Below are 22,937 nucleotides of genomic sequence, written 5' to 3' on the forward strand. Positions count from 1 at the left end.
GATATCGGTCATATAATATAACGTTGAAAAATGCTAAAAGAATTATGACTGTATTAGTAAATTCACCTCAAAAGATAGGCGTTCACTAGAAATTATACAAGTTTGGTTATAATACTGATAAGTCATGAACCTATCTTGCATCCTTTATACAATCAACGTTAGCGCTTAAAAAAAGACAGTACCAAAGTTGTGGTAGATACCGTACATACGGTAGATGTACAAGTCTATAAAAGGCCAGTATGTCTGGTAACAAGGACAGTTAAGATCAGCTAAAGTTTGGGTTTGGAAGAGTTGATTGTCTTAACATATCGGTTGCTATATCGGCAGGTACAGGACGTCCAAACCAGTAGCCTTGTCCATATTGACAGCCCATTTGTAATAACAAATCACGTTGCTGCTCAGTCTCGATACCTTCAGCGACGGCACTCATATCCAAAGCAGTAGCCAGATCTAAAATAGCTTTAACGATGGCAGACTGAGTACGATTATTCACGATTTTATCGATAAAGCTTTTGTCAATTTTAATAAAATTAAAGGGATACTCTTGTAAGTAGCTAAGAGAGGCGTAACCCGTACCAAAATCATCAAGAGACAAACAGACTCCCAACTCTTTTAGCGCGATAAGCTGTTGTTTAACACTTGCATGCCGCAGCATCAAAGAAGACTCGGTGACTTCGATATGCAACTGATCAGGTTGAATAGAATGATGAGTGAATAGATTGGTTACAAAGTCAAAAAACTCAATATGGCTGAATTCTGCAGCGTCAGCATTGATGCATACATGTTGCGTAAAACTCATCGATTCCCAAATACATAGCTGTTCAGCGATCTGAACAGCCATCTGACAAAATAAATCAAATGACAGTTTATGCTTGATGATGGCTTCAATAAAATCTTTTGGTTGTAGCAATCCGCGCGTAGGATGGTGCCAGCGTACAAGCGCTTCAAAACCAGCGATAGCGCCTGTTTCTAATGTGACTTTGGGTTGATAGTATGGCACGAACTGCTTGGCCACTATGGCTTCACGCAGCTCAGTCTCTAATTGTAAGCTATCAATTGTTTCGTGATTTATCTCGTCGTTATACCAGCAAACATCATCTCCGCCATGCTCTTTGGCGTAGTGTAACGCTTTTTCAGCTTTATTTAGTAAGCTGCTTAACTGGTTACCATCTTTAGGGTAATAACTGACCCCAACTGATATTTGTAGATAAATACTGGTATTGTTTAGGACAAATGGTCGCTCGCACATATGCATCAAGCTATCGAGTTCGTGGCGTACCAAATGAGCATCACTAAACTCAAACAATAGTCCAAAGTCATCGCCACCTAAGTGTGAAAAACATAGTAGCTGGTTGAGCTCAAGGGCATTTACTCTAGCAACGAACTCTCTTATAAGCTCATCAACATTGTCTTGCCCAAGATTATTGACCAAAATACGATAACGATCGATATTGGCTCGAATAATCACCACTTCTTGAAAGCTATCCATCAAAACATCATTGGTCTGACTCAAAAACACTTTGCGATTGGGTAGACCTGTAAGCTGATTATGATTGAGCAGATGCGCGACTTGTTGTTGGTCTTCGACGACTGAGGAGATGTCACGTACCATACCAACATAGTAGACAGTTTTGTCCACATAAAATCTGCGATAAGATATATGACAATTGAGTGTGCGTCCATAACGGTTTAGTAGAGCGAAATTATTTTCATAAAACCCCTCATCATCTAGTCGATTGGATATGTCTTTTAAAATGGACTGTTCTTTTTCTGATAAGAATTCTGCAGCATATATACCAAGAGGCCGTCCAATCATATACGGCTCTTCAAAACCAATCATCACTTCATAAGCAGGATTAATGGACATGTAGCGTAAGTTAGCGTCCAAGATAAATACAGCATCTTCGAGACGTTCGCACAGCTCTGTCATTAATTGCTGCTTAACTGATGGCAAAAGGGGCGCAAAGGTAGTCATAATTGAGACTCAATAGTCAAGCAAGGATGTTAATATTATAATAAAGTTATAAAATAGCGATTGTAAATAATTTGCGGACATTTGTCCGATATTTTTTATTTTATTGGGATGTTTATACTTTTTATTTGTGCGGATGATAAAGTGCATGTAATGTGGCTAAAGCGACAACAGGGGCAGTCTCGGTACGTAAGACCCTTATGCCAATCTGCCAAGGTATAAATCCAACATCAACTGCTTGTTTGCGTTCTTTTTCACTAAGGCCACCTTCAGGACCAATGATTAGTTCGATATAAGGTAACTCTTGTTTCAATACTGTCAATAACGACTCAGGCATTGCAGGTTGATCGGGCGCTGGTACACTAAGCTGCATACGTAGATCAGCTGGCTGCTGTAATATCTGGTAGTAAGGGTCTTGATTAAGCATAGTGACAATAGGGCTAACAGCTGTTTGTCTGCCTGCAGTATTGGTGTTTAAGCCTTGCAGCCAGTCATGGATAGAGATAGGGGAAAAAATAAGAGGCGGCCGATTTAGTCCGCACTGTTCACTTGCGGCAATAGCCACTTGCTGCCAGTGTAGAAGCTTCTTGTCTACTTGTGCAGGCTTTAAATTTACCTCACCATGATGACTGCTTAATAATTGAATACCAGTCACACCTAGTTCAGTGGCCTTTTGAATCGCATAATCCATTCGATCTCCACGACTCATAACCAAACCTATTTTGGTATGGATAGGCGCACTACGATCCTCACCGATATGAGCCAATAACGTAACCGTGGCGTTTTTTTTGCCAATGTCTTGCAGCTTTACATGATATTCGCCACCGAAGCCGTCGAATAAAATACCTTCATCTCCGACATTTGCACGTAGTACACGGCCCCAATGATGTACGATGCTTTCTGTCAAAGCGATATCTGTACCAATAGAGAAAGTACTTAATTTAGGGTAATTGGCATCAGTATCACTGCTAGTAGCATAAAAAAAGCGTCTCACAATTACTAAATCCTATGTTTTAAACAATAACGTTGTTCGATATTTTAGCAAAATATTGTTTAGATAAAAGTATCTCTATAGTAAATAGAGCTTAATTTAAAAGTACATTTTTTATAAAGGTAGTATGGCAATGATAATTTATAGTTAGCACAAAAAAACTGGCCCTCCGAAGAACGCCAGTTACTATAAATAATCTGTTATAAGAACTAAGAGACAAGACCCAAGGCTTCTACCAAGCGCTTGTTTGGCTCAACTTTATTCATGCTATAAAAATGCATGGCTGGCACGCCCTCACTGATAAGACGCTCGCACAGACGATAAACCACTTCAAAACCAAACTCACGAATGGCTGTGCGGTCATCGCCAAAGTCAGCCAATTGTTTACGCACATAACGCGGAATATCAGCGCCACAGCTATCAGCAAAACGCATTAAGTTACTTGAGTTGGTGATCGGCATGATACCTGCAACCAGCGGCTGAACAGCAGTATCGATACCGCGTTTTTCTAAGGTGTCTCGCAGATATAGATAGCTATCAGCATTATAAAAAAACTGCGTGATAGACGCATTTGCACCAGCCTGGTACTTATTAACCAAGTTATCAACGTCAAACTCAAAGCTACGCGCTTGTGGGTGCATCTCAGGGTACGCGGCCACTTCGATATGGAAATGATCGCCTGAATGCTCCCGAATAAACTTGACCAAGTCTAGTGCAAACGGTAGCTCACCCATGCCGACTTGCCCTGAGGGTAAGTCGCCGCGTAGGGCAACCAGACGCTTGATACCTAGACTTTTATAATGCGTTAGAAGCTCAGCAATCTCGGCCTTGTCGTCACCGATACAAGACATGTGCGGCGCAATATCGGTCTCACCGCGCGCACATAATGCTTGGACGATATTTAAGGTGCGGCTACGAGTCGAGCCACCAGCGCCATAAGTCACCGAAAAGTAGCTCGGTGACAGTTTATTGAGCTCATCGTAAGTACCAAGTAGCTTTTCATGTCCCAGCTCAGTTTTGGCGGGGAAAAACTCAAAAGAAAAAGCGGGCTTACTCACAATCGCGCTCCTTAGTATTTATAAGCGTCAGGCTTAAACGGACCTTCAGCTGGAACACCTAGATACTCAGCTTGCTTTTCAGTTAGCTTAGTCAATGTACCGTTAAAGCCTGCAACCATCGCAGCAGCGACTTCTTCATCAAGCTTTTTCGGCAATACTTTGACATATAGATTATCGAAGCGCTCATCAACAGGAAGCTCAGCAAATCTTTCTTCAAACAGATACATTTGAGCCAATACTTGGTTGGCAAATGAGCCGTCCATCACACGTGATGGGTGACCTGTAGCGTTACCTAAGTTGACTAGGCGACCTTCGGCAAGCAAAATCAGATAATCGTTTTCGTCATCTGAGCGGAATATTTGATGCACTTGCGGCTTGATCTCAACCCAGCGCCAGTTATCACGCATAAACTGAGTATCGATTTCGGTGTCGAAGTGACCGATGTTACAAACAACAGCACCAGGCTTTAGCGCCGCTAGCATATGTTTGTCGCAAACATGATAGTTACCAGTCGTCGTGACGATCAAGTCAGTATCTTCTAACAGACGAGTATTAATACTATCCGCGCCGCCGGTGTTGTCGCCATTGATGTACGGAGACAATACTTCATAACCGTCCATACAGGCTTGCATGGCACAGATAGGATCGACTTCTGAGACCCGTACAATCATGCCTTCTTGACGTAAGCTTTGCGTTGAGCCTTTACCGACATCACCATATCCGATGACTAGCGCGCGGCGACCAGCAAGGAACATATCAGTAGCACGTTTGATAGCGTCATTTAAGCTATGACGACAGCCGTATTTATTGTCGTTTTTAGATTTGGTAACCGCATCATTGACGTTGATTGCAGGGACTTTTAGCGTGCCTTTATTCAGCATCTCAACCAAGCGATGCACACCAGTGGTGGTCTCTTCAGAAATACCATGGATATTATCAAGCATTTGGGCATAATCGTTATGAATCAACGCCGTTAAGTCACCGCCATCATCCAAGATTAAGTTGGCATCCCAAAGCTGACCGGATTCTTCGCCGCCAACGTGGATTTGTTGACGTAAGCACCACTCGTACTCTTCTTCGGTTTCGCCTTTCCAAGCAAATACAGGCACACCCGCAGCAGCGATAGCCGCAGCAGCATGATCTTGGGTTGAAAAGATATTACATGAGGTCCAGCGTACGTCAGCACCTAGCGCGACGAGCGTCTCAATAAGGACGGCAGTCTGAATCGTCATGTGGATACAGCCAGCGATTTTGGCGCCTTTGAGTGGCTGCTCGTCTTGATAGCGACGACGCAGACCCATAAGGGCCGGCATTTCGGCTTCGGCAAGGGTGATTTCACGGCGACCATAATCAGCAAGGCTGATGTCAGCGACTTTATAGTCAGTGAAAGAGGGGTCAATCGTATGGGCAGATGGTATGTTAGACACTGCGTCCATAATATGCTCCTATCAGTTAATAGATAAAAAGAATAAAAACGCAGGTGCCGTTGTTTATGCTGTCAATGACCAAATAAAGGTCATTCACAGTTCACCGAGCCTAACATAATGTCTGATTTGCAAAGCCCTAGAGCTTCAATGTAATAATCAACTATTATGGCGCAACACCTCTCGGGAGGGTTATTGTAATAGATGAGCCTGCGATTGTCACCTATTGGCTGCGGAAAATCGTAAGTGCTTAAGTTATAAATAATCAAGGCCATCCATCGATGGCCTTGATTATTTATAACTTAAGCTTTAATAGACGTTCAATGAGCTTAGTACCAGTATTATTAGTACCAATCGTAGGTAAGTGAGCCGAAGTAGCTGGTGCCTTCTGTGGCGTATTCATTACCGAATTGGCTGGCGAGGGTATAATCCTCATCAGTAATATTGTCTACTCGCAAGTTGGCACGAAGATTAGGAGTGATATAAACCGCGCCGCTCAAATTAAGCAGGGTATAGCTATCAAGTTTATTGTTTTCCGCTGTCAACCTATCATCGGTATGTTTGGCTTCGAGGCGAACATCGAACATCGGTTGCTGATAGCCCACATAAACCATGCCGCTGTTTTTAGGGCGATAGGCAAGCTGTTGATTATAGCTTGCGCTATTTGCCGTTTTGTCTTTGGCATCCAAGTAGTCATAACCGAGACCAAATATAAAGGCATTCATATTCCAGTCGGAGGTCAGGCTCAACCCCTTGATTTTCGCTTCACTGATATTTGCTGCACTAGAAATCAGGTCTTCTGCATCGGTGTAATAGCCTGTCAATCGTGACGTTTGGGCATCATTTACGTATTCAACAAATACTTCAATGTTCTCTGTTCTTTCGGGTTTTAGGTTGGGGTTGCTAAAACCAGGCCAGTATAAATCATTAAAGGTTGGTGCGCGAAATCCGGTCGCATAGTTGGCACCGATTCGCATGCCAGCCAACGGGCGTATCGCCGCTCCTAGATTGTAGGTGCTTTCATGACCATACTGCGAGTTGTCATCCACGCGGTAGTTGGCTTGCACGTCATAATAAGTGTCTGCCAGCTGATAACCAACAAAGGCACTTTTGACCGTTCTGTCCTCAGGGTTATAAGGGGTTTGCACAGCTGGATCAGGATAACCTGAAAAATCTAAAACATCTGAGGCGTCTAGCTGTTGTGACAACCATTCTGCGCCAACAATCACAGTACCAGGTTGCGCGTTGATACTGGTCTCTAAACGTGCTTGCTCTTGGGTGGTGTCGTACTGACTGCCTTTTTGATAATCAATAGAATTGGCGTCATGAGTAGTCGATTTGTCGATACTTTGACCATAGCTAAGTTTGCTGACTGTTAAAGGCGTTTTGTATTGAAGATAAGCATTGGCACTGCCGTTTTTTTGGTCTGAATAAGCATTTGGAAAGACGTTGCCTGCTGAGTCAATATCAGTGGTAGAGTCGGTATACAAGGCACTTATTCCCGCGCTTAGCGAGTCTGATAGCTTATGCTGCAATGCTAGACTGGCATTGGTAGATTTAAAGCCATCATCGTCCGTGTTATAGTCAGCCGAGCTGCTATTGGCAATGGCGTTAAAGCCATCTGTTTCGTTACGACTGACACCCAAGCTCAAGGATGACGTGTCATTTTTCAGTTGACCTGTGATGCCGACTTGGTAGTGATTGTTACTACCATAACCCACAGTTGTAGAAACATTGGATTGCTCTACGTTATTGCCTTTGGTAAAAACCTGGATAACGCCGCCCATGGCGTCAGAGCCGTAGATGCTAGAGCCTGACGCACCATACAAAACTTCGATGCGGTCGATTTGGTCTGCGGCCAACAAGTTCAGAGATGGACTACCTAAAGAGATAGAGCCATAACGTATCCCATCGATAATAACCAAGACCTGCTTGCTATCAAAGCCGCGCATATAAAAATTACTGGCTGTGCCCATGCCGCCACTTTGTGTGATATTAATACCAGGCTGATTCTTTAATACATCGACCACGGTCTGACCCTGATAACGCTGTAGCGTCTCGCTATCGATCACACGGGTTTGGGCGATGACGTTACTGGTCTTGGTCGGCGTACGGGTAGCAGTCACGACGATCTCATCAAGCTCAACTTGTGGCAGATTGCTATCGTTGATGGAAGTGTTTTCAGAGGTGGCCGCCGTTGCAGTATTAACTGCAAGTAAACCAAGCGCGCTTAAAACGCTTAGGCGAAGATAGGTCGTCGAAGATGAACGCAAAAAAGTCATAAATTATCCAAAAGTTATCAAACCAAAATTACCAAAACTGTCAAATGGTTGGAGCAGCGCTCATTATCTATAAAAGTTACTACTTTATAAACTATTTTAACCTAATGTTTCTTCACGGTAAGGTGAATGGTTTTCACTATAAACTGCAAGAAGTTCATGCAAATACTTTGACGCTATTTATATGAGTTCTTAGCAGACGATAGTGATAAGGTGAAAATGAGAATTAAAAGTATAAATTACTATAAAAACCTGCAATCAAACCCACTACTTTTATGAATAATTGTTATGATAGCGGCAGATATTGTTCATTGCCTATTGTCAGTTGTACTACTACTAGAGTTAAGAGGTTGGTTTTGTTTATTAAGCGCGATGTGAGTTCTAATACTGCTTTATCTCTATTAATGTCATTGATCAAGATGCCATTAATGGTCATTATACTTCTAGCCTTTATGATACTTAGCATGATGTTGCCTCATAGCGTCAATGCTGCTGAGCCCGGTGCGCTTGGTGTCAGTAATGGTAGTAGTGAAGAGACCGTACGTCAAACATTGCCAGATTCATTTGGACGCGATACACCGCGTCATACAGTACAAGGGTTTATCAGTGCACTGGGCGAAAACGATTATCTCCTGGCAAGTAATTATCTTAATTTGTCCAAATCTGATAATCCAACGACGGCGGTACGCGAGTTTAAGCAAGCGCTTGATGCTGGTGGACGCTTTCAGCCTGACTTGCAAATCAATAATACGCCTGAAGGTAACTTAACCGATCAGCTGCCACCAAGCCAAGAAAACGTGGGTAATATCAGTATTGGCGAAAAAAGTGTGCCATTATTACTTGAAAGAGTTGTGTCCAAGCAAGGTGAGCAGTATTGGCAGTTTTCTACTGAGACGCTAAGCTCTGTACCAGAAGTATTAGAAAATACAGAGCCTACTTTGGTATCTCGCTACACGATTGAATCACTAGAAGATAAGAAGCTATTTGGCTATCAAATGGCTGATTTGGTCGCGGCGCTTACTATGATTATTAGTAGCTTTGTGCTGACTTATATCGTGGTTTGGCTACTGTATCATTTACTAAAAATCGTTTACCCACGTGTACGCAACACCCCGTTACCTGTACCGGACAAAGTTATCTTGCCACTGGCTGTTGTCATCATGGCATTGATCTTGTCAGAGGTGATGGTCTATGCAGGCGTGTCGGTAACGCTACGGGAACCCGTTAACCGTTTTACTGAAATCGCTTCTTGGCTTGCAATAACGTGGTTGCTGCTACGAGTGATCGATGCAATCTTTACTCGTGCGGTCAACCTAAGCTATAAGAAAAACTATACTGAACGTGTCTCTATCTTAGGACTATTGCGAAAAGTCGTCAAAGCCTTGCTGCTCATCTTTGCAGTGATTGTCATTTTTGGCAATTTAGGGTTTGATTTGACAACTGGTATTGCCGCATTGGGTGTTGGTGGTTTAGCGTTAGCACTTGGTGCGCAAAAGACGATCGAAAATCTCGTCGGTAGTGTGGTCGTCGTGGCGGATTCGCCAGTGCGGATAGGTGATTATTGTAAGTTTGGCACCTATGAAGGTACGGTAATTGATATCGGTATTCGCTCATCGCGCGTACGTACGCTATCACGAACCATTGTGACCGTGCCAAACGGTGATTTTTCATCCATGCAAATTGAAAACTTTACCTCTCGTGATATGTTCCGCTTTTATCATCAGTTGTATCTTAAGCGTACTGCTGATATCGAAGTGGTCTTTAAAATGGTCAAAGACTTGGACGAGTTTTTAAATGAGCATTACTTAACCAACCAAGAATGGAATCAAGTCAATATCTTAGAACTGCGCCAAGATTGCTACGTGATTCAGCTGCAAGCGTATATCAACGCCAACGATGTGATGGAATTCTATGATAAGCAAAACGTCGTGTTCGTTGATGTGCTCAATGAGGTAGCAAAGTATAAAGTCGAGCATGCGCTGCCAACGCAGCAGCTGATTGTCAATCAGGCGGAGATTGAACATCATCAAGAATTTAACAGTGATGTTGATAGTCAGAAAACCGATAGTAACCGTAGTTCAGATACATCAGGAGAGGATACGACAAACGCTAGCATCGACGATAATAGTGAGGTTCATACTACTACTGATAATGACAAGAAAAAGGATGCCATCGATTTAGATAAAGGTGTCAGCCATACTAAAAATGCTGAAGCAGCGGCGAAACAAAAAAGAAAAGCTAAAAAAGCTGAGGCTAAAAAGGCTCATAAAAACAAAAATTTCGCTTTAGCAAAGCGTAAATTTAAGCATGCTAAAAAGAACTTTAGTCTTTCTATATGGAACCAGCCTTAAAGTAGAGTTGGCGCTATTGTTTATGGCGCTATAAATATTTTATGTTATAAATATAAGTCATCAGCTTTATAACGGGATAGCCGTTTTATTACGCAGCAACCCGTAATACGACCAAAGCAAAAGACTGGCAGCGCTACGGTGCGGTGACCAGTCTTTTGTTAGCGTGTCTAACTGTTTTGGCGTAGGTCGCTCAGGCAGATTCAATAGTGTCATCGCGGCAACTTTAATCGCCAAATCATCGACAGCGAGGACATCAGCGCGTTTTAGAGAAAACAGCAAATACATCTCAGCCGTCCAGCGTCCGATGCCTGTCACGGCTGTCAACGCTTTTATTACTGCTTCATTTGGCATGGTTTCTAGTGCCGCAAAGTCTATATCGTGCGCCACCAAGGATCGGACATAGCGGGTCTTTTGTTTAGATAAGCCTTGGGCTCTGAGCGCGTCATTGCTTGCGTGCTGAATCATGCTAGGAGTGGTCAAGTCTGCATCGTCCAATCGTTGCCAAATGCTGGCTGCAGCCGCTACGGATAGCTGCTGACCGACCACCGCCCGCATCAGTTGCTCAAAGCCGCCAGCATTATGCCTGAGACTTGGTACGCCAACTTGCTCATAGACAGGCGCAAATCTTGGCTCGATAGCTATCAAAGCATTGATATGTGTGGTTAGCTGTTCAGGAGTGTTAAGGGTTTGTATATTCATGATTGATTCACTTTATTTAGATCCAACAAAAAGTGCAACACGCTTTAAAAAAATACGCAATGTATTTGTATAAAAAAAGACTGCTTATCGGCAGTCTTTTTTTTGCTTTACCCTAAGGTTTATTCACCATCGCCTTTAGGCTTTTTTAGCAGTACTAGTACCGCACCATTACCGCCGTCTTTTGGCGGAGCAGAGCAGAAGGCCAATACTTCTGGCAGCTGACGTAGCCAGCCATTCACACAAGTTTTTAAAATAGCCTCAGAGCCTTTACCATGGACGATTTTTACCATGGTTTCGTTTTTTTGCTTGGCTTGGCTAAGTAGCTGGGTCATCGCTTCGCGTGCTTCTTCGATGGTGCAGCCATGAATATCTACTGCGTCATACCAGCGAAGCTTACCTTTTTTAAGTTGATCAAAAATCTTATTTTGTAAGGTAGGTTGTTTATAAGACAAATAGGCTTCGCTTGCGACAGGGTTGAGCAATGCTTGCATATCTGACAAGCCTGCACCTAGGTCATCGCTATTACTGCCTTGCGCGGCGGCACGTTTTGATAAAGTCGTGGCGTCAGGTTTGCCAGATTTATTGCTTTTAACAGGAGAGCGTACATTTTTGTCTTCAAGCTGATTTACACCGTGCATCGCTTGCATAAACAGCACTTTATCATCATCGATATGTTCACTGTCTAGTTGTTTGACGGTTTTTTTGACCTGCTTTTGCGTTGGCAGTGACACAGGTTCCGTCGGCTTTTGGTTTTCACCTTCAGGCGAGTTGGTATCGCGTCCTTTACTCAGTTGGCCTTTTAGCTCTTTGAGTTGGTCCTGCATTTCTTTTGAAAATAGAGAGTTTGACATAAAATTTAATGTATCGTTGGTTGATGAAAAGTTGATTTGATCGTTTATACAATATATATAATGGGCGTTTTTCGTTACTTTACTCGTCTGTAGCGGTGCCTGCAAGTAAGGATTGTAACGCTTGTCCAGGATGGTCGGTTTTCATAAACTGCTCACCGATTAAAAAATGCTGGATGCCGTTATCTAGCATCAGACGAATATCAGCGCTGCTATGAATGCCGCTTTCAGTGACGATAAGGGCTTTTTGCGCAGTATTATCAGTATCAGCTGTCAATGCGTCAATTAAGATGTTTTTTAGATCGAGTGTGGTTTGCAAGTCGACATCGAAAGTGTTGAGATCACGGTTATTAATGCCGTAGATATTGTGCGCTGAGCGCGGTAGCTGGAGCGCGCGCTCCAGCTCGGTTTTGGTGTGTACCTCAATCAATACATCCAGACCCAGCTCGATACTGAGTGCATGCAGCTCCTGTGCTTGCTCATCATCAAGGCAGGCCATAATGAGTAGTATGCAGTCAGCACCCATCAAGTAGGATTGATAAATTTGGTACACATCGATCATAAAGTCTTTGCGTAGTATCGGTAGGCTTACGGCATTGGCAGCGGCAATAAGGTAGCTGTCATCTCCTTGGAAATAATCGCGATCGGTGAGGACAGACAAGCAGCTAGCCCCTGCCTGCTCATATTGCTGGGCAAATAATGCTGGGGCAAAGTTATGATTGATGATGCCTTTAGAAGGGGAGGCCTTTTTGATTTCAGCGATGATGCCGATACCACTCTCGCTAGTGCTGGCCGCGCGCAATGCCTGAGCAAAGCCGCGACGCGGACGCGTATCAGCCGCTACTTGTGCCTGCAAGTCTACAAGAGATAGCGCTTGACGAGCCGCTTTTACCTCGATTTGCTTGGTCGCGACAATCCGCTGTAATACTGAAGGTATGTCTGTATGGGTCATGCTCGTATCCAGTTATCGTTAAAGGTAAATGGGCAATGATGTTTAAATTATGCGCTAGCAGCAAGCTTTTGGGTATATTGCGCTAAAGACTCAAGTTTGGTTAAGGCGTCACCATTTTGTATCACCTTTTGTGCACGGCTAACACCATTTGGATAGTTGCTGGCAAGTCCTGCCGTGTATATAGCAGCGCCTGCGTTTAGCGCAATCATGTCTCGCGCTTTAAGTACTGCACGGTCGTGGGTGTCTGTACCTGATAGGGCAGCGCGTATCAGCTCAAGACTTTGCATTGGTGAGTCTACATCAAGACCGATGAGGGTTTGCGACTCGACACCGGCATCTTCTGGCATCATCTCATAAACCGTTATGTTACCGTCTTTTAGCTCAGCGACGGTTGTAGAAGTGGCAAGGCTGATCTCATCTAAGCCATCTTTTGCACCGACTACCATGACGTGACGCGCGCCTAAGTTTTTCATCACTTTAGCGATAGGCTCACATAGCTCGGCAGTAAAGACGCCAATCACCAGATTGGGTACGCTGGCAGGGTTGGTCAAAGGCCCTAAGATATTAAATATCGTCCGCGCTTTTAGCTCGCGGCGTACTGGGTTGGCATAACGCATGGCGCTGTGATGATTGGGTGCAAACAAAAAGCCAACCCCTTCGTTTTCTATGCATTGTTTGGCTTGATCGGGGGTGAGAGCCAAACTAATACCAGCCTGCTCGAGTAAATCTGAGCTACCAGACTTGGTAGACACACCGCGGTTACCATGTTTTGCCACTTGCGCGCCTGCTGCGGCTGCGACCAAGGCTGAGGCGGTAGAGACGTTAAATAAGTTGGCCCCATCACCGCCAGTACCGACGATATCGACCAAATAATCGCAGTTTTTTGGTTCTATATTAGCAGCTAAGGCTCGCATGGCACTGGCTGATGCGGTAATCTCGTCGATGGATTCGCCTTTCATGCGCAGGCCCGTCAAGATAGCGCCCATCATGGCATCGCTACATCTGCCTTGCATGATAATCAGCATGACTTTATACATCTCATCAAATGTCAGATCAATGTGCTGAAATATTCTAGCCAGCGCAGTGGTTAGTAGTTTGTGCGTTTCTTCATCTGATAGCTGTGCGATATAACTTGGTATATCAGCGGCTGGTTTATAGTCTTCTTGTAATTGATCAATAGTCATTAAAGTCTCACTTCTTATTATCTTTTATCGTATTTTTAATTGGTTTTTTGCGCGCGTTGACTTATCTTTTTAATATAGGCTTCATATAAGGGCACACACAACAGTTATCCTACTTGTGGCAACTCATCTACAGACAATACGGCCAAATTATGGGTCTGTAAAAAGTTATTAAGCAGCTGATATCCTGCTTCACTTAAGATAGACTCAGGATGGAATTGTACCCCTTCGATGGCAAAGGTATTATGCCGTATGCCCATGATCTCCTCAATGCTACCATCCGCATTTTGCGTCCAAGCGGTTACTTCTAAGCAATCAGGTAAGCTGGCTTTATCAACGACAAGAGAGTGGTAGCGCGTAACTTGTGAAGGGTTAGGTAGTTCTGTAAAAATACCTTTATTCGTATGATAAACAGCGGATAAACGTCCGTGCATCACTTCGCCAGCTTTGACCACTTGACCACCAAATGCTTGACCAATGGCCTGATGACCTAGACATATACCCAAGATAGGAATAACACCTTTAAAAGTGTCAATAACATCTAAGGAGATACCGGCACGATCTGGATCGCATGGACCAGGGCCAATGACGATGACGTCAGGCGCCAGCGTTTTTATTTGTTCAATAGTGGCTTGATCGTTACGCCAGACGGTGATGTCCTGCTGCAATTCACCGAAGTACTGTACAATATTGTACGTAAAGCTGTCGTAGTTATCGATCATTAGAATCATTCTGGTTTCAACCTGTTGGTGTGATGTTTTATAAATGCTCTACTATTATACCTTTTACTGTTATATATGCAGACAATTAGCATGTTTTATAGAGGCTGAATATCTTACCACTATTTTGCTGGGTATCAAACGTCACATATAGCAGTTGGTTATTTTTGCAATTCTTATACCTTATGACAAACACATCTTTTAGAACAATCCATACTTTATATGAAAATAAAATTATTACGCACTATTTTGCGGCAATTCAAGATATAAAGCACTAATTTGGTGCAAATACTGCGTTAGAGCTTTTCATCGTTGTGCATATTATAAGATTGGTCTGTTAAAACTGGTTTGTACAGTGTATATCGTGTTTTTAGAACTATCCTATGTTTATTACGGCTTAGAGGCCAAAAGCAAGTTTAAATCGTTATCAAAAAATAAGTTTGGCACAAGCTTTGCACCCCTATATTTGTAACATGATGCTGGTATAAATTTATATCCTATCATTCCTTATTGTAAGTTTAAGGTTAAAATCTAGCGGATAAGCTCCTTAAGATGTTATAACTGTCCAGCATTATTGAATAGATATTGCTAAAATAGCGCCAGCATTGTATGAGCTTATGAGTGATAGAGGAGAATGGTTGAGCATTACTACCATCATAAATCTAAACCAACACTTAAATATAATAGTAAATGTCGCATCTTAGAATTGAACAATAAACGTAACAACATGACCACTATAAGGGAGACTATTCATGTCCAATAAATTATTAGATCTTATCGAATCCTCAAATGCGAAATGGGTGGATTTTCGCTTTACCGATACTCGCGGTAAAGAGCAGCACATCAGCTTTCCAGCGCATAGCGTTGACGAAGAGGTGATGGAAGATGGCAAAATGTTCGACGGCTCATCCATCGCAGGCTGGAAAGGTATCGAAGCGTCAGATATGATCTTGCGCCCTGATCCAGAGACCGCTTTTGTTGATCCGTTTTTTGATGCAGTGACTGTCGTTGTGACTTGCGATATTATTGAGCCCTCAACGCTACAAGGCTATGATCGCGATCCACGCTCTATCGCACGCCGCGCTGAAGAGTACTTAAAGTCGACTGGTATTGGTGACACCGCTTACTTCGGTCCTGAGCCTGAGTTTTTTGTTTTTGACGATGTAAAATGGTCGATTGAGATGTCAGGTGTGAGCCATAAAATTACCGCTGAAGAAGCGGCTTGGTCAACCAATGAGACGTACGAGTGGGGCAACATGGCGCATCGTCCACGCGTCAAAGGCGGCTATTTCCCAGTCCCACCAATCGATAGCTCGCATGATATGCGTTCTGTGATGTGTGAACGCATCGAAGAAATCGTTGGTGAAGGCCGCGTAGAAGTTCATCATCATGAAGTGGCTTCTTGCCAGTCTGAGATTGGTGTTGCATTCAACACCATGGTACGTAAAGCGGATGAAGTTCAGCAGTTGAAATATGTTGTCCATAACGTGGCGCACCAGTTTGGTAAAACAGCAACCTTTATGCCAAAACCAATCGTTGGTGACAATGGTTCAGGTATGCACGTTCATATGTCAATCTCAAAGGACGGCGTAAACACATTCTCTGGTGATGAGTATGCTGGTCTGTCTGAGACAGCATTGTACTTTGTTGGTGGTATCATCAAGCACGCTCGTGCATTGAATGCAATTACCAACCCATCAACGAACAGCTATAAGCGCCTTGTGCCGCATTACGAAGCACCTATCAAGCTTGCTTATTCAGCGTCTAACCGCTCAGCGTCTATTCGTATTCCGCACGTGAGCAGTCCAAAAGCGGTACGCGTCGAAGCACGCTTCCCTGATCCAGCGGCTAACCCATATCTAACTTTTGCCGCGCTACTAATGGCTGGTCTTGACGGTATTCAAAACAAGATGCACCCAGGCGATGCTGCTGACAAAAACTTGTATGATTTGCCGCCAGAAGAAGAAGCACAAATTCCAACAGTTGCAGAGAGCTTAGACGTGGCACTACAAGCTTTACGTGATGATCACGAGTTCTTATTAAAAGGCGATGTCTTCACTGAAGATATGCTTGAAGCGTTCATCGCGCTAAAAGAAGAGGAAGTGCAACGCGTTAATGTCACAGTGCATCCAGTAGAATTCGATCTGTATTACAGCTGCTAATCTATCGTCAATACTTAATATGAGTTTTATAAAGGAGCCAGTCAAGTCAATCTTGACTGGCTTTTTTGGTTTGCGTAAACGGCGTTTTCTATTAAAGTGCAGTAAGAGCGGTAATATGAAACATAGCGCTTTTATTAAATCGGTGCTGATTTAACAGCAAAAATCCCGCATAATGGTTTTATATATCAATAATAGACATATAGTAGGTTGGCACATTATGACACTAGTAACGAAACGGATTTTCTCAAAAAAGAGTTCTTCTAAAACTAGTTTAAGGATAGGGATGCTGTGCGGTATGGCTATGATTACGGCCATTTTGCCTATATCTATTGCAAACGCTACGCCGATCTATAAGGTAGTTGATGAGCAAACAGGACATGTGACCTTTACAGATCGTCCTCAAAGTTATGAGCAACAGACCGATAAACAAGTCAGCCAAACTGATGTCGTGACCAATGTTACGGCTAATAATAATGCCAATAACCGCTCAGATACAAACTTCAAAGGTACGTCTGCAACATCTTCTCAGGCAGTTGCTCCCTTAGTCTTGCAGCAAGCGGCTTCTAATAGTACAAAATTTTCACAGATCAATTACCAGTTAACGATGTTAGAGCCAAGTGAGGCGCGTGCGTATAGGCGTCCTGCACAGAGTATCGATGTCAAACTAGAGCTTAGACCTGCTCTACAAGATGGCGATAGTGTCGGTATTTATTTAGATGGTAACGAAGTGGCGCAAGGACTTAGTGTTTCAATTGCGACGGTAGATATTTTACCAGGGACGCATAGTATTCAAGCTATTATTAAAAACAAAGCAGGACGGACGCTCAGCCAAATTGAGCGCACTGTCTATGTGATTCAGAACACTGTAATTTTGCAAAATAAGAAGAAGGTTGCTATGCAAATGCTCGCTTATGAGCGCTTGCCGTGGCGTAAGAAGATGCTACTAAAACTGCGCCAAAAGGACAGTTATTTGCAAAAGGTAGAGAGCAGTCAACCTGTTACCAATGATGCCTTTACCAAGAGATAGGAATGTTCAACAGACCCTAAACTATTTGGTTTTTAGAACTTTGAAAAAGGGGCAGTCACTGTGATAAGTGACTGCCCCTAGTTTTTATTTAATGGATTATTTTTAATTAACTGACACTAAATGAGCTTAACCCAATTATTTAGTAAGCTCAATGGTGCCATTTGCTGTCACAGAAATAGTGCTATTACCTGACTCAAAGTTTTGACTTGGTACTGAGGCATCTGCAGCTTCCGCTCTCACACGCATGCCACTATACATTGGACGAGGATAATTGTTTCCCGTATTCAGATTGACATTGACCACACGATAGCCGCGAGCATCCCAAGCGCGTGTTAGGTTTTTAGCTTGATTTTGAAAGGCTCGAGAAGCATCGGTCATCAGTTTTTGCTCTAGCGCATCTTTTTTAGTCTCAGACACGCCAAAACTTAGGTTATCCATGACTAAAGTTTCTTGCAAATCTGCAATAAGCTGGCTAGTCGCCGTGAAGTCGGTACTTTTTAGGTCGATACTCGCTTGTCCTGTCCAGCCGATGATTTTATCGTTTTTATCATAACGAGGGTAGGTGCGCTGCTGGCCTGTACTGACCGTCACACTAGGATAGCGTTTAGCAATTTTCATAGCATTATTGATTGAAGTATTGAGGGTCGTCGCTAGTGTTTTGGCGTTGGTTGCCTGCGCCTTTTTATACATACTAGCGCGCACTTCATCGTTTTGTATCTCTTCTTTGACTTCTGTTTGGAAGGTAAGTTGGTTATAGCCTGTGGGTTCTGCGTGTGCGCCGCTCATCATAGCGGTTAGTAGGCAAGCGGTTCCTGTGGTTAAAGCCATCTTATTAAGCAAAGTGGTTTTCATAATAATCTCCTAAGTAAAGTGGATAACATTGACATATATCACCTTTAAATAAAGGCTTTTGTTTATGACTTGGGTGAGTCACTAATCTAATCGCTGCTTATCTAAACGAACTAAAAATAGATAATTTTGATTAAATATTGTCAAAATGAGAATATACCTAAAAAGCTATCAGTCTGTATTTTGTTTTATTAAAGAATAACTGGTCTTTTTAGCGTCACTAATTAAAATAGCAAAATTTAGACGAGTCCTTGTAAAGATTTTGTCACTAAACCTCGCAGTTAATCATACTGCGTAATAAGAGGTTTTAAGATAGGGGTTGTAATACTAAAAAATTCTTGTATAATCTTCTCTGGTGGCTCCATTGGTAGCCTCGCAACATTGTACTACGAATCCCGCCAGGACCGGAAGGTAGCAACGGTAGTAGATTCAATGTGTGCCGAGGATGTGCTGATGGAGTCGCTTTTTTTTGCCTGTAATTTGAGTAAAATGCCCAAAGCGTGCTAAAAAACGCTAGCAAATTTAGTAAGCCCTTCATTGTAAAGGGCTTTTTTTGTGCCTGCATTTCGTCTGATTCTAGCGTTTCATTGATTAAGATAGGTTAAGATATAGTATATAAAAATTTATCAAAACTGATATAAGTATGGAATGCTTTGAGGCTTATTTATGAAAACACTGGTTTGGCTATTTATTATTATTTTGGTGCTGATTGTTGTTTTTGGCGTGTCGATATTCAACAAGTTGGTGCGGGCGCGCAACCAAGCGAAGAATGGCTTTGCACAGATAGATGTGCAGCTAAAGCGCCGTCATGATCTGATTCCAAACTTAGTAGAGGTTGCCAAGCGTTATTTGACCCATGAAGAAGAAACGCTAACTCGCGTGATTAGTGCGCGGAATCATGCCCAAAGCCTACAAGACTCTAGTAAGCATCAACCAGACTCGCTTGAGCATATGGCGCTATTTGCCAAAGCAGAAAGTATGCTGTCCAAAGCATTGGGGCAATTCTCAGCTGTGGTGGAAGCGTATCCTGAGTTAAAAGCGGACAGTATGATTAAAGAGCTGATGGATGAGCTGACCAATACAGAGAACCGTATAGGCTTTGCCCGTCAGCATTATAATGATAGCGTGATGTTTTACAATAATGACCGCGAAGTGTTCCCAAATAACCTTGTCAGTAGTACTTTTAGTTTTCGTCCGCTCAGTCCTTTAGTGTTTGAAGATAGAAAGGCCATTGCTAAAGCACCTGTCGTCAATATGGGCTGATGTTTCATTATATTCAGATGCGTTTAGCTATCTTTAAGTCAGGCATATAGATGGATTTTTTTGGTGAACAGCGGACACGTACTCAGCGCAGCCTGTGGCTCTACGGGCTGTTTTTTCTTATCGTATTTGCACATATAGTAGTGGCGCTTGGGGTAATGACGCTGCTGCTTACCCTATTTACTGGTGGTGTGTATTATTGGGCACTGGTACTGGTCATTGTTTGGACGTTGGCTAGCTTTATTGGTGGTAGCTTTTTAGAGTATCGCCGTTTAAAGACTGGTGGTCGTGCTATTGCCCAGCGCGTGGGTGCCGTGCGTTTGTTTATCGATAACAGTCAGGACGCTTGGGAGCACAGCCACGGAGTCGCCCATCAGCACGAATCTGTTTCAAAGGTTCGTTTTAGTGCTCGTCATATAGCGGTACGTAATGAGCGTGATTTTCCGCCTGTCTATCGGCGTTATTATGAGATTGCCCAGCAGTTGGCTATTGCTTCTGGTCTAAGTATGCCAATTCTTTATGTGCTGCCTGATGAGCAAGGCATCAATGGCTTTGTCGCGGGTCGTCATAGTCAGGATATGGTGTTAGTCGTCACCCAAGGTGCACTTGATAAGCTTTCTGATGAGGGGTTATATGGGCTGATAGGTCATGAATATGGTCATATCCTGCATGGTGATGCGACGTTCAATTTGCAGCTGATGGTGGTACTGGCAGGCTTGCAGATAGTCTATGACTGGAGCGATCCTATCAGTAATAACGCCTCTAGCTATAGGCGGCAGCAGAGTTATTTCGATAGCTCGATTGATAGCTCTTTTAATAGTGCTGTTAATCGAGACACGCCTTTGTCACAAAGCGCAATCGATAGTCGTGCACGCAGCACTGAGGCGCAAACAGCAAGCTTTACAAGCCATAGCGATTGGGTAGCATACTGGCAATCTCAATCGCACAGACAGTCACAGAGCCAGCAGTCATCAGCAAAGAGTCAGTCACGATGGCTAGAGAATAGACCTGTGATTGATCGGCAAGCACCGCGCAGTGTTTGGACATTGTTGTTACATGGGTTGAGTTTTTCGAGTATGGCAAGTGCGCAGCTGATTAAGCATAGCTTTAACCGTCAGCGTGAATTGCTCGCTGATGCGACCAGCGTGCAGCTGACACGCTCGCCTGCAATTATCGAAACTTTAAAAGCCATTCATCAAGATTCGCTTGGTTCGCGTCTATCAAATATCGCTGATATCAACGGGCTGAGTCATTTCTTTTTTGCCAGTAGTGGGGCGGACTTAGGTGATGTTTCGTGGTTTGCTACGCATCCTAGCTTAAGCGAGCGCATGAGTGCCATTAATGCCAATGCTTATCATGACTTTGCCGTTCAGGTCGCAAGAGAGAAGCGCATAAACCAGCAAAAAATAAAAGAGATATATGAGCAGCGTCGCCTTGGTGATTGGGGAGCAATAAAAGAAAATAGCCTAAGCAATAACCAAGAAGCAATCACACCCCAATCTTATATATCCAAAGCTCAATCAACATGTGTTAATCATGTTGTTGATAATAATTTCATCGAAAATCCTAATGATATGACTGACAATGAAGTTTCAGCTTTTTCTGCGAATGAACCTAGCAGTAAATTGGAAACAGATGTAGGTCTTGAGTTTGTCATAGAGGAAGATTTGGTTGTTGATGGGCGTTTGCAGGTACAGGCAGAAGATATTGGTACTTATCAGCTGTTAAAACCATGGATGGCAAAACCTGACAGCGATTTGCCATCAGCAGCTTTGATTAGTATTGACGATATAAATAAAGTGACACTACCACAGCATGTGCTCAATCACAGTCATCACCCATTAGGAACGCAGGCATTAATAGAAGCCATCATGCTGTGCCATCAAGGACAGGCAATATCTACGACTGGCATGTATGATTTAAAAGATATTTGGATTGGGCTTCCAAACGATAGGATATTTGCTGCTGACACTAATGCTGATATCAATACTAAGATGAAGCCTGGTACTTTCAGTAACCCTCAAGTTTTAGCGCATACGCTAGACCATAAATTGTTAGAGCTAATTGCAAATCTTGATAGACGTTTAGACAGTGCTTTGATGGCATTCGCTATCAAGCAACTCAGCCAGTATGATCTATCAGAAAGCACCATTAATCAATTACGTCTAAAAAGCGAAACCAGTCATAGTAACCAAGCACATCAACACTATGTAAAGCAGCAAAAATGTCGTACGATGCTGTTGCGCTATCAACAAGGCATGCTTGAGTTGTTTGGAAAACAGCTATCAGCTGATCTGACCAAAAGTTTTTCTGATAACCTATCAGATGAAAAAGATTTAATGGGTAATGTTCAGTCAGTACCGACTCATTTAAAAAGTGCTTCAATATCAATTTTAGCGCAGCAAGCTTCACCAATCCTATCGTTATGGCAAGCACTGCATTTACAGCAATTACTGCCGATATTTTCCGAAATTTTAAACGATAATGATGGAGACACACAGGCTGAATGGCAACCGCTATTACAGAGGGATGTGAGTGATATATGTGCTCAGCTTGATCCTTCAGGTCAGGTATTTAATGGCCTTAATTTGGCTAAGAGAGCCATAGTGACGTTGCTTGCATACCGGCTATCGAAAGATGTCAAAGGTCAGATGATATCGCCGTCACATAGCTCAGTACATGTGTCAGGGCTCGGCTATAATAACGACAGCGTTGCGCATTATATCGTCGATTTGCGCCGCCATGCGCGCTTGATTGATATTGATTTAACCATGATCAGTGATGCCAACTTGCAGTGGTTATTATTAACTGCCCAAAGTCTAAATAGTGTTCAACTGCTGGCTATTATTAATGCTGTGCCTGCCCATCCTGCATCTATTGCTACGGACTCTATAATAGAGGATCAGGGGAAAGAGAATTATCCAGAGAGACAACAGGAAAGCCGTCAAATAGACTATAATGAGTATCGACAATGGCTAAGTACATTGCATACCGTCATGTTACACGATACGATAATCAGTCAGGATGAATACGACTGCTTGATGGTACTCGCAGAGCGATGGCTAGGCGTTCGCGAGCTTTTTTGAATGCAGTTTAGTTGACACCTCAGAAGTCATTCAGCAGCTATGATGAATACTTTGGTTAAGCTGTCAAACTGATCAGCAC

The 22,937-nt window shown here is 43.1% G+C and carries 16 protein-coding genes and 1 other RNA gene; 6 read left to right on the forward strand and 11 right to left on the reverse strand.

Annotation, left to right across the window (positions count from 1 at the left end):
• Positions 1-265 precede the first annotated feature (265 nt).
• The 5 genes from BTV98_RS05635 to BTV98_RS05655 all read right to left on the reverse strand — a co-directional run bounded on the left by BTV98_RS05635 (position 266) and on the right by BTV98_RS05655 (position 7,727).
• Positions 266-1,975, reverse strand: a complete 1,710-nt coding sequence (locus BTV98_RS05635; RefSeq protein ID WP_075103100.1) for a GGDEF domain-containing phosphodiesterase — start codon at positions 1,973-1,975, stop codon at positions 266-268.
• A gap of 121 nt (positions 1,976-2,096) precedes the next feature.
• Complete coding sequence (locus tag BTV98_RS05640; protein WP_058368883.1) at positions 2,097-2,966, reverse strand: 16S rRNA (uracil(1498)-N(3))-methyltransferase; 870 nt, start codon at positions 2,964-2,966, stop codon at positions 2,097-2,099.
• 206 nt (positions 2,967-3,172) lie between these two features.
• On the reverse strand, positions 3,173-4,021 hold the full coding sequence (locus BTV98_RS05645; RefSeq protein WP_075103101.1) for a methylenetetrahydrofolate reductase: 849 nt from the start codon (positions 4,019-4,021) through the stop codon (positions 3,173-3,175).
• An 11-nt stretch (positions 4,022-4,032) separates the two neighbouring features.
• Positions 4,033-5,457: an adenosylhomocysteinase gene (gene ahcY, locus BTV98_RS05650; protein ID WP_075103102.1), complete on the reverse strand. Its 1,425-nt coding sequence runs from the start codon at positions 5,455-5,457 to the stop codon at positions 4,033-4,035.
• A gap of 332 nt (positions 5,458-5,789) precedes the next feature.
• The gene (locus BTV98_RS05655) at positions 5,790-7,727 is read right to left on the reverse strand and encodes a TonB-dependent receptor (protein ID WP_075103103.1); all 1,938 of its coding nucleotides are present in this window, start codon (positions 7,725-7,727) and stop codon (positions 5,790-5,792) included.
• Positions 7,728-8,188: 461 nt separating this feature from the next.
• On the opposite strand from BTV98_RS05655, the gene BTV98_RS05660 reads away from it, so the two are divergent.
• On the forward strand, positions 8,189-10,075 hold the full coding sequence (locus tag BTV98_RS05660; protein ID WP_256713845.1) for a mechanosensitive ion channel family protein: 1,887 nt from the start codon (positions 8,189-8,191) through the stop codon (positions 10,073-10,075).
• 66 nt (positions 10,076-10,141) lie between these two features.
• Here the strand turns inward: BTV98_RS05660 and BTV98_RS05665 are convergent, their stop codons facing one another.
• The 5 genes from BTV98_RS05665 to BTV98_RS05685 form a co-directional block, all read right to left on the reverse strand.
• Positions 10,142-10,774, reverse strand: coding sequence for a DNA-3-methyladenine glycosylase (locus BTV98_RS05665; protein WP_075103105.1), 633 nt, complete (start codon positions 10,772-10,774; stop codon positions 10,142-10,144).
• 119 nt (positions 10,775-10,893) lie between these two features.
• The gene (locus BTV98_RS05670; protein ID WP_075103106.1) at positions 10,894-11,625 is read right to left on the reverse strand and encodes a Smr/MutS family protein; all 732 of its coding nucleotides are present in this window, start codon (positions 11,623-11,625) and stop codon (positions 10,894-10,896) included.
• Positions 11,626-11,704: 79 nt separating this feature from the next.
• A complete protein-coding gene (trpC, locus tag BTV98_RS05675; protein ID WP_075103107.1) occupies positions 11,705-12,574 on the reverse strand; it encodes an indole-3-glycerol phosphate synthase TrpC in 870 nt (289 codons plus the stop codon).
• Between the two features lie 47 nt (positions 12,575-12,621).
• Positions 12,622-13,758 carry an anthranilate phosphoribosyltransferase gene (trpD, locus tag BTV98_RS05680; protein WP_075103108.1) on the reverse strand — a complete coding sequence of 379 codons (1,137 nt, stop codon included), beginning with the start codon at positions 13,756-13,758 and terminating at the stop codon, positions 12,622-12,624.
• 104 nt (positions 13,759-13,862) lie between these two features.
• On the reverse strand, positions 13,863-14,486 hold the full coding sequence (locus BTV98_RS05685; protein WP_075103109.1) for an aminodeoxychorismate/anthranilate synthase component II: 624 nt from the start codon (positions 14,484-14,486) through the stop codon (positions 13,863-13,865).
• A gap of 740 nt (positions 14,487-15,226) precedes the next feature.
• Here BTV98_RS05685 and glnA point away from each other — a divergent pair.
• On the forward strand, positions 15,227-16,636 hold the full coding sequence (gene glnA, locus BTV98_RS05690; protein ID WP_075103110.1) for a type I glutamate--ammonia ligase: 1,410 nt from the start codon (positions 15,227-15,229) through the stop codon (positions 16,634-16,636).
• A 295-nt stretch (positions 16,637-16,931) separates the two neighbouring features.
• Positions 16,932-17,663, forward strand: a complete 732-nt coding sequence (locus tag BTV98_RS05695) for a DUF4124 domain-containing protein (protein ID WP_256713846.1) — start codon at positions 16,932-16,934, stop codon at positions 17,661-17,663.
• 135 nt (positions 17,664-17,798) lie between these two features.
• Here BTV98_RS05695 and BTV98_RS05700 read toward each other — a convergent pair whose 3' ends face one another.
• On the reverse strand, positions 17,799-18,515 hold the full coding sequence (locus tag BTV98_RS05700; RefSeq protein WP_075103112.1) for an SIMPL domain-containing protein: 717 nt from the start codon (positions 18,513-18,515) through the stop codon (positions 17,799-17,801).
• A 359-nt stretch (positions 18,516-18,874) separates the two neighbouring features.
• Here BTV98_RS05700 and ffs point away from each other — a divergent pair.
• From ffs to BTV98_RS05715, 3 genes are all read left to right on the forward strand, one after another.
• An RNA gene (gene ffs / locus BTV98_RS05705) (signal recognition particle sRNA small type) lies at positions 18,875-18,971 on the forward strand.
• Between the two features lie 207 nt (positions 18,972-19,178).
• Entirely contained in the window at positions 19,179-19,775 is a 597-nt protein-coding gene (locus BTV98_RS05710; RefSeq protein ID WP_058368872.1) for a LemA family protein, read from the forward strand.
• A 50-nt stretch (positions 19,776-19,825) separates the two neighbouring features.
• Positions 19,826-22,858, forward strand: coding sequence for a M48 family metalloprotease (locus BTV98_RS05715; protein ID WP_075103113.1), 3,033 nt, complete (start codon positions 19,826-19,828; stop codon positions 22,856-22,858).
• Positions 22,859-22,937: the final 79 nt, after the last annotated feature.

This window comes from Psychrobacter sp. Cmf 22.2 (assembly GCF_001921745.1).
GTDB lineage: Bacteria > Pseudomonadota > Gammaproteobacteria > Pseudomonadales > Moraxellaceae > Psychrobacter.

What these genes read in the sequence shown, in the direction of transcription:
- BTV98_RS05665 (WP_075103105.1), bottom strand. Translation starts at nt 10,774, where the DNA reads ATGAATATACAAACCCTTAACACTCCTGAACAGCTAACCACACATATC.
- BTV98_RS05655 (WP_075103103.1), bottom strand. Translation starts at nt 7,727, where the DNA reads ATGACTTTTTTGCGTTCATCTTCGACGACCTATCTTCGCCTAAGCGTT.
- BTV98_RS05685 (WP_075103109.1), bottom strand. Translation starts at nt 14,486, where the DNA reads ATGATTCTAATGATCGATAACTACGACAGCTTTACGTACAATATTGTA.
- ahcY (WP_075103102.1), bottom strand. Translation starts at nt 5,457, where the DNA reads ATGGACGCAGTGTCTAACATACCATCTGCCCATACGATTGACCCCTCT.
- BTV98_RS05715 (WP_075103113.1), top strand. Translation starts at nt 19,826, where the DNA reads ATGGATTTTTTTGGTGAACAGCGGACACGTACTCAGCGCAGCCTGTGG.
- BTV98_RS05635 (WP_075103100.1), bottom strand. Translation starts at nt 1,975, where the DNA reads ATGACTACCTTTGCGCCCCTTTTGCCATCAGTTAAGCAGCAATTAATG.
- BTV98_RS05710 (WP_058368872.1), top strand. Translation starts at nt 19,179, where the DNA reads ATGAAAACACTGGTTTGGCTATTTATTATTATTTTGGTGCTGATTGTT.
- BTV98_RS05670 (WP_075103106.1), bottom strand. Translation starts at nt 11,625, where the DNA reads ATGTCAAACTCTCTATTTTCAAAAGAAATGCAGGACCAACTCAAAGAG.
- trpD (WP_075103108.1), bottom strand. Translation starts at nt 13,758, where the DNA reads ATGACTATTGATCAATTACAAGAAGACTATAAACCAGCCGCTGATATA.
- glnA (WP_075103110.1), top strand. Translation starts at nt 15,227, where the DNA reads ATGTCCAATAAATTATTAGATCTTATCGAATCCTCAAATGCGAAATGG.
- BTV98_RS05700 (WP_075103112.1), bottom strand. Translation starts at nt 18,515, where the DNA reads ATGAAAACCACTTTGCTTAATAAGATGGCTTTAACCACAGGAACCGCT.
- BTV98_RS05695 (WP_256713846.1), top strand. Translation starts at nt 16,932, where the DNA reads ATGGCTATGATTACGGCCATTTTGCCTATATCTATTGCAAACGCTACG.
- BTV98_RS05660 (WP_256713845.1), top strand. Translation starts at nt 8,189, where the DNA reads ATGATGTTGCCTCATAGCGTCAATGCTGCTGAGCCCGGTGCGCTTGGT.
- trpC (WP_075103107.1), bottom strand. Translation starts at nt 12,574, where the DNA reads ATGACCCATACAGACATACCTTCAGTATTACAGCGGATTGTCGCGACC.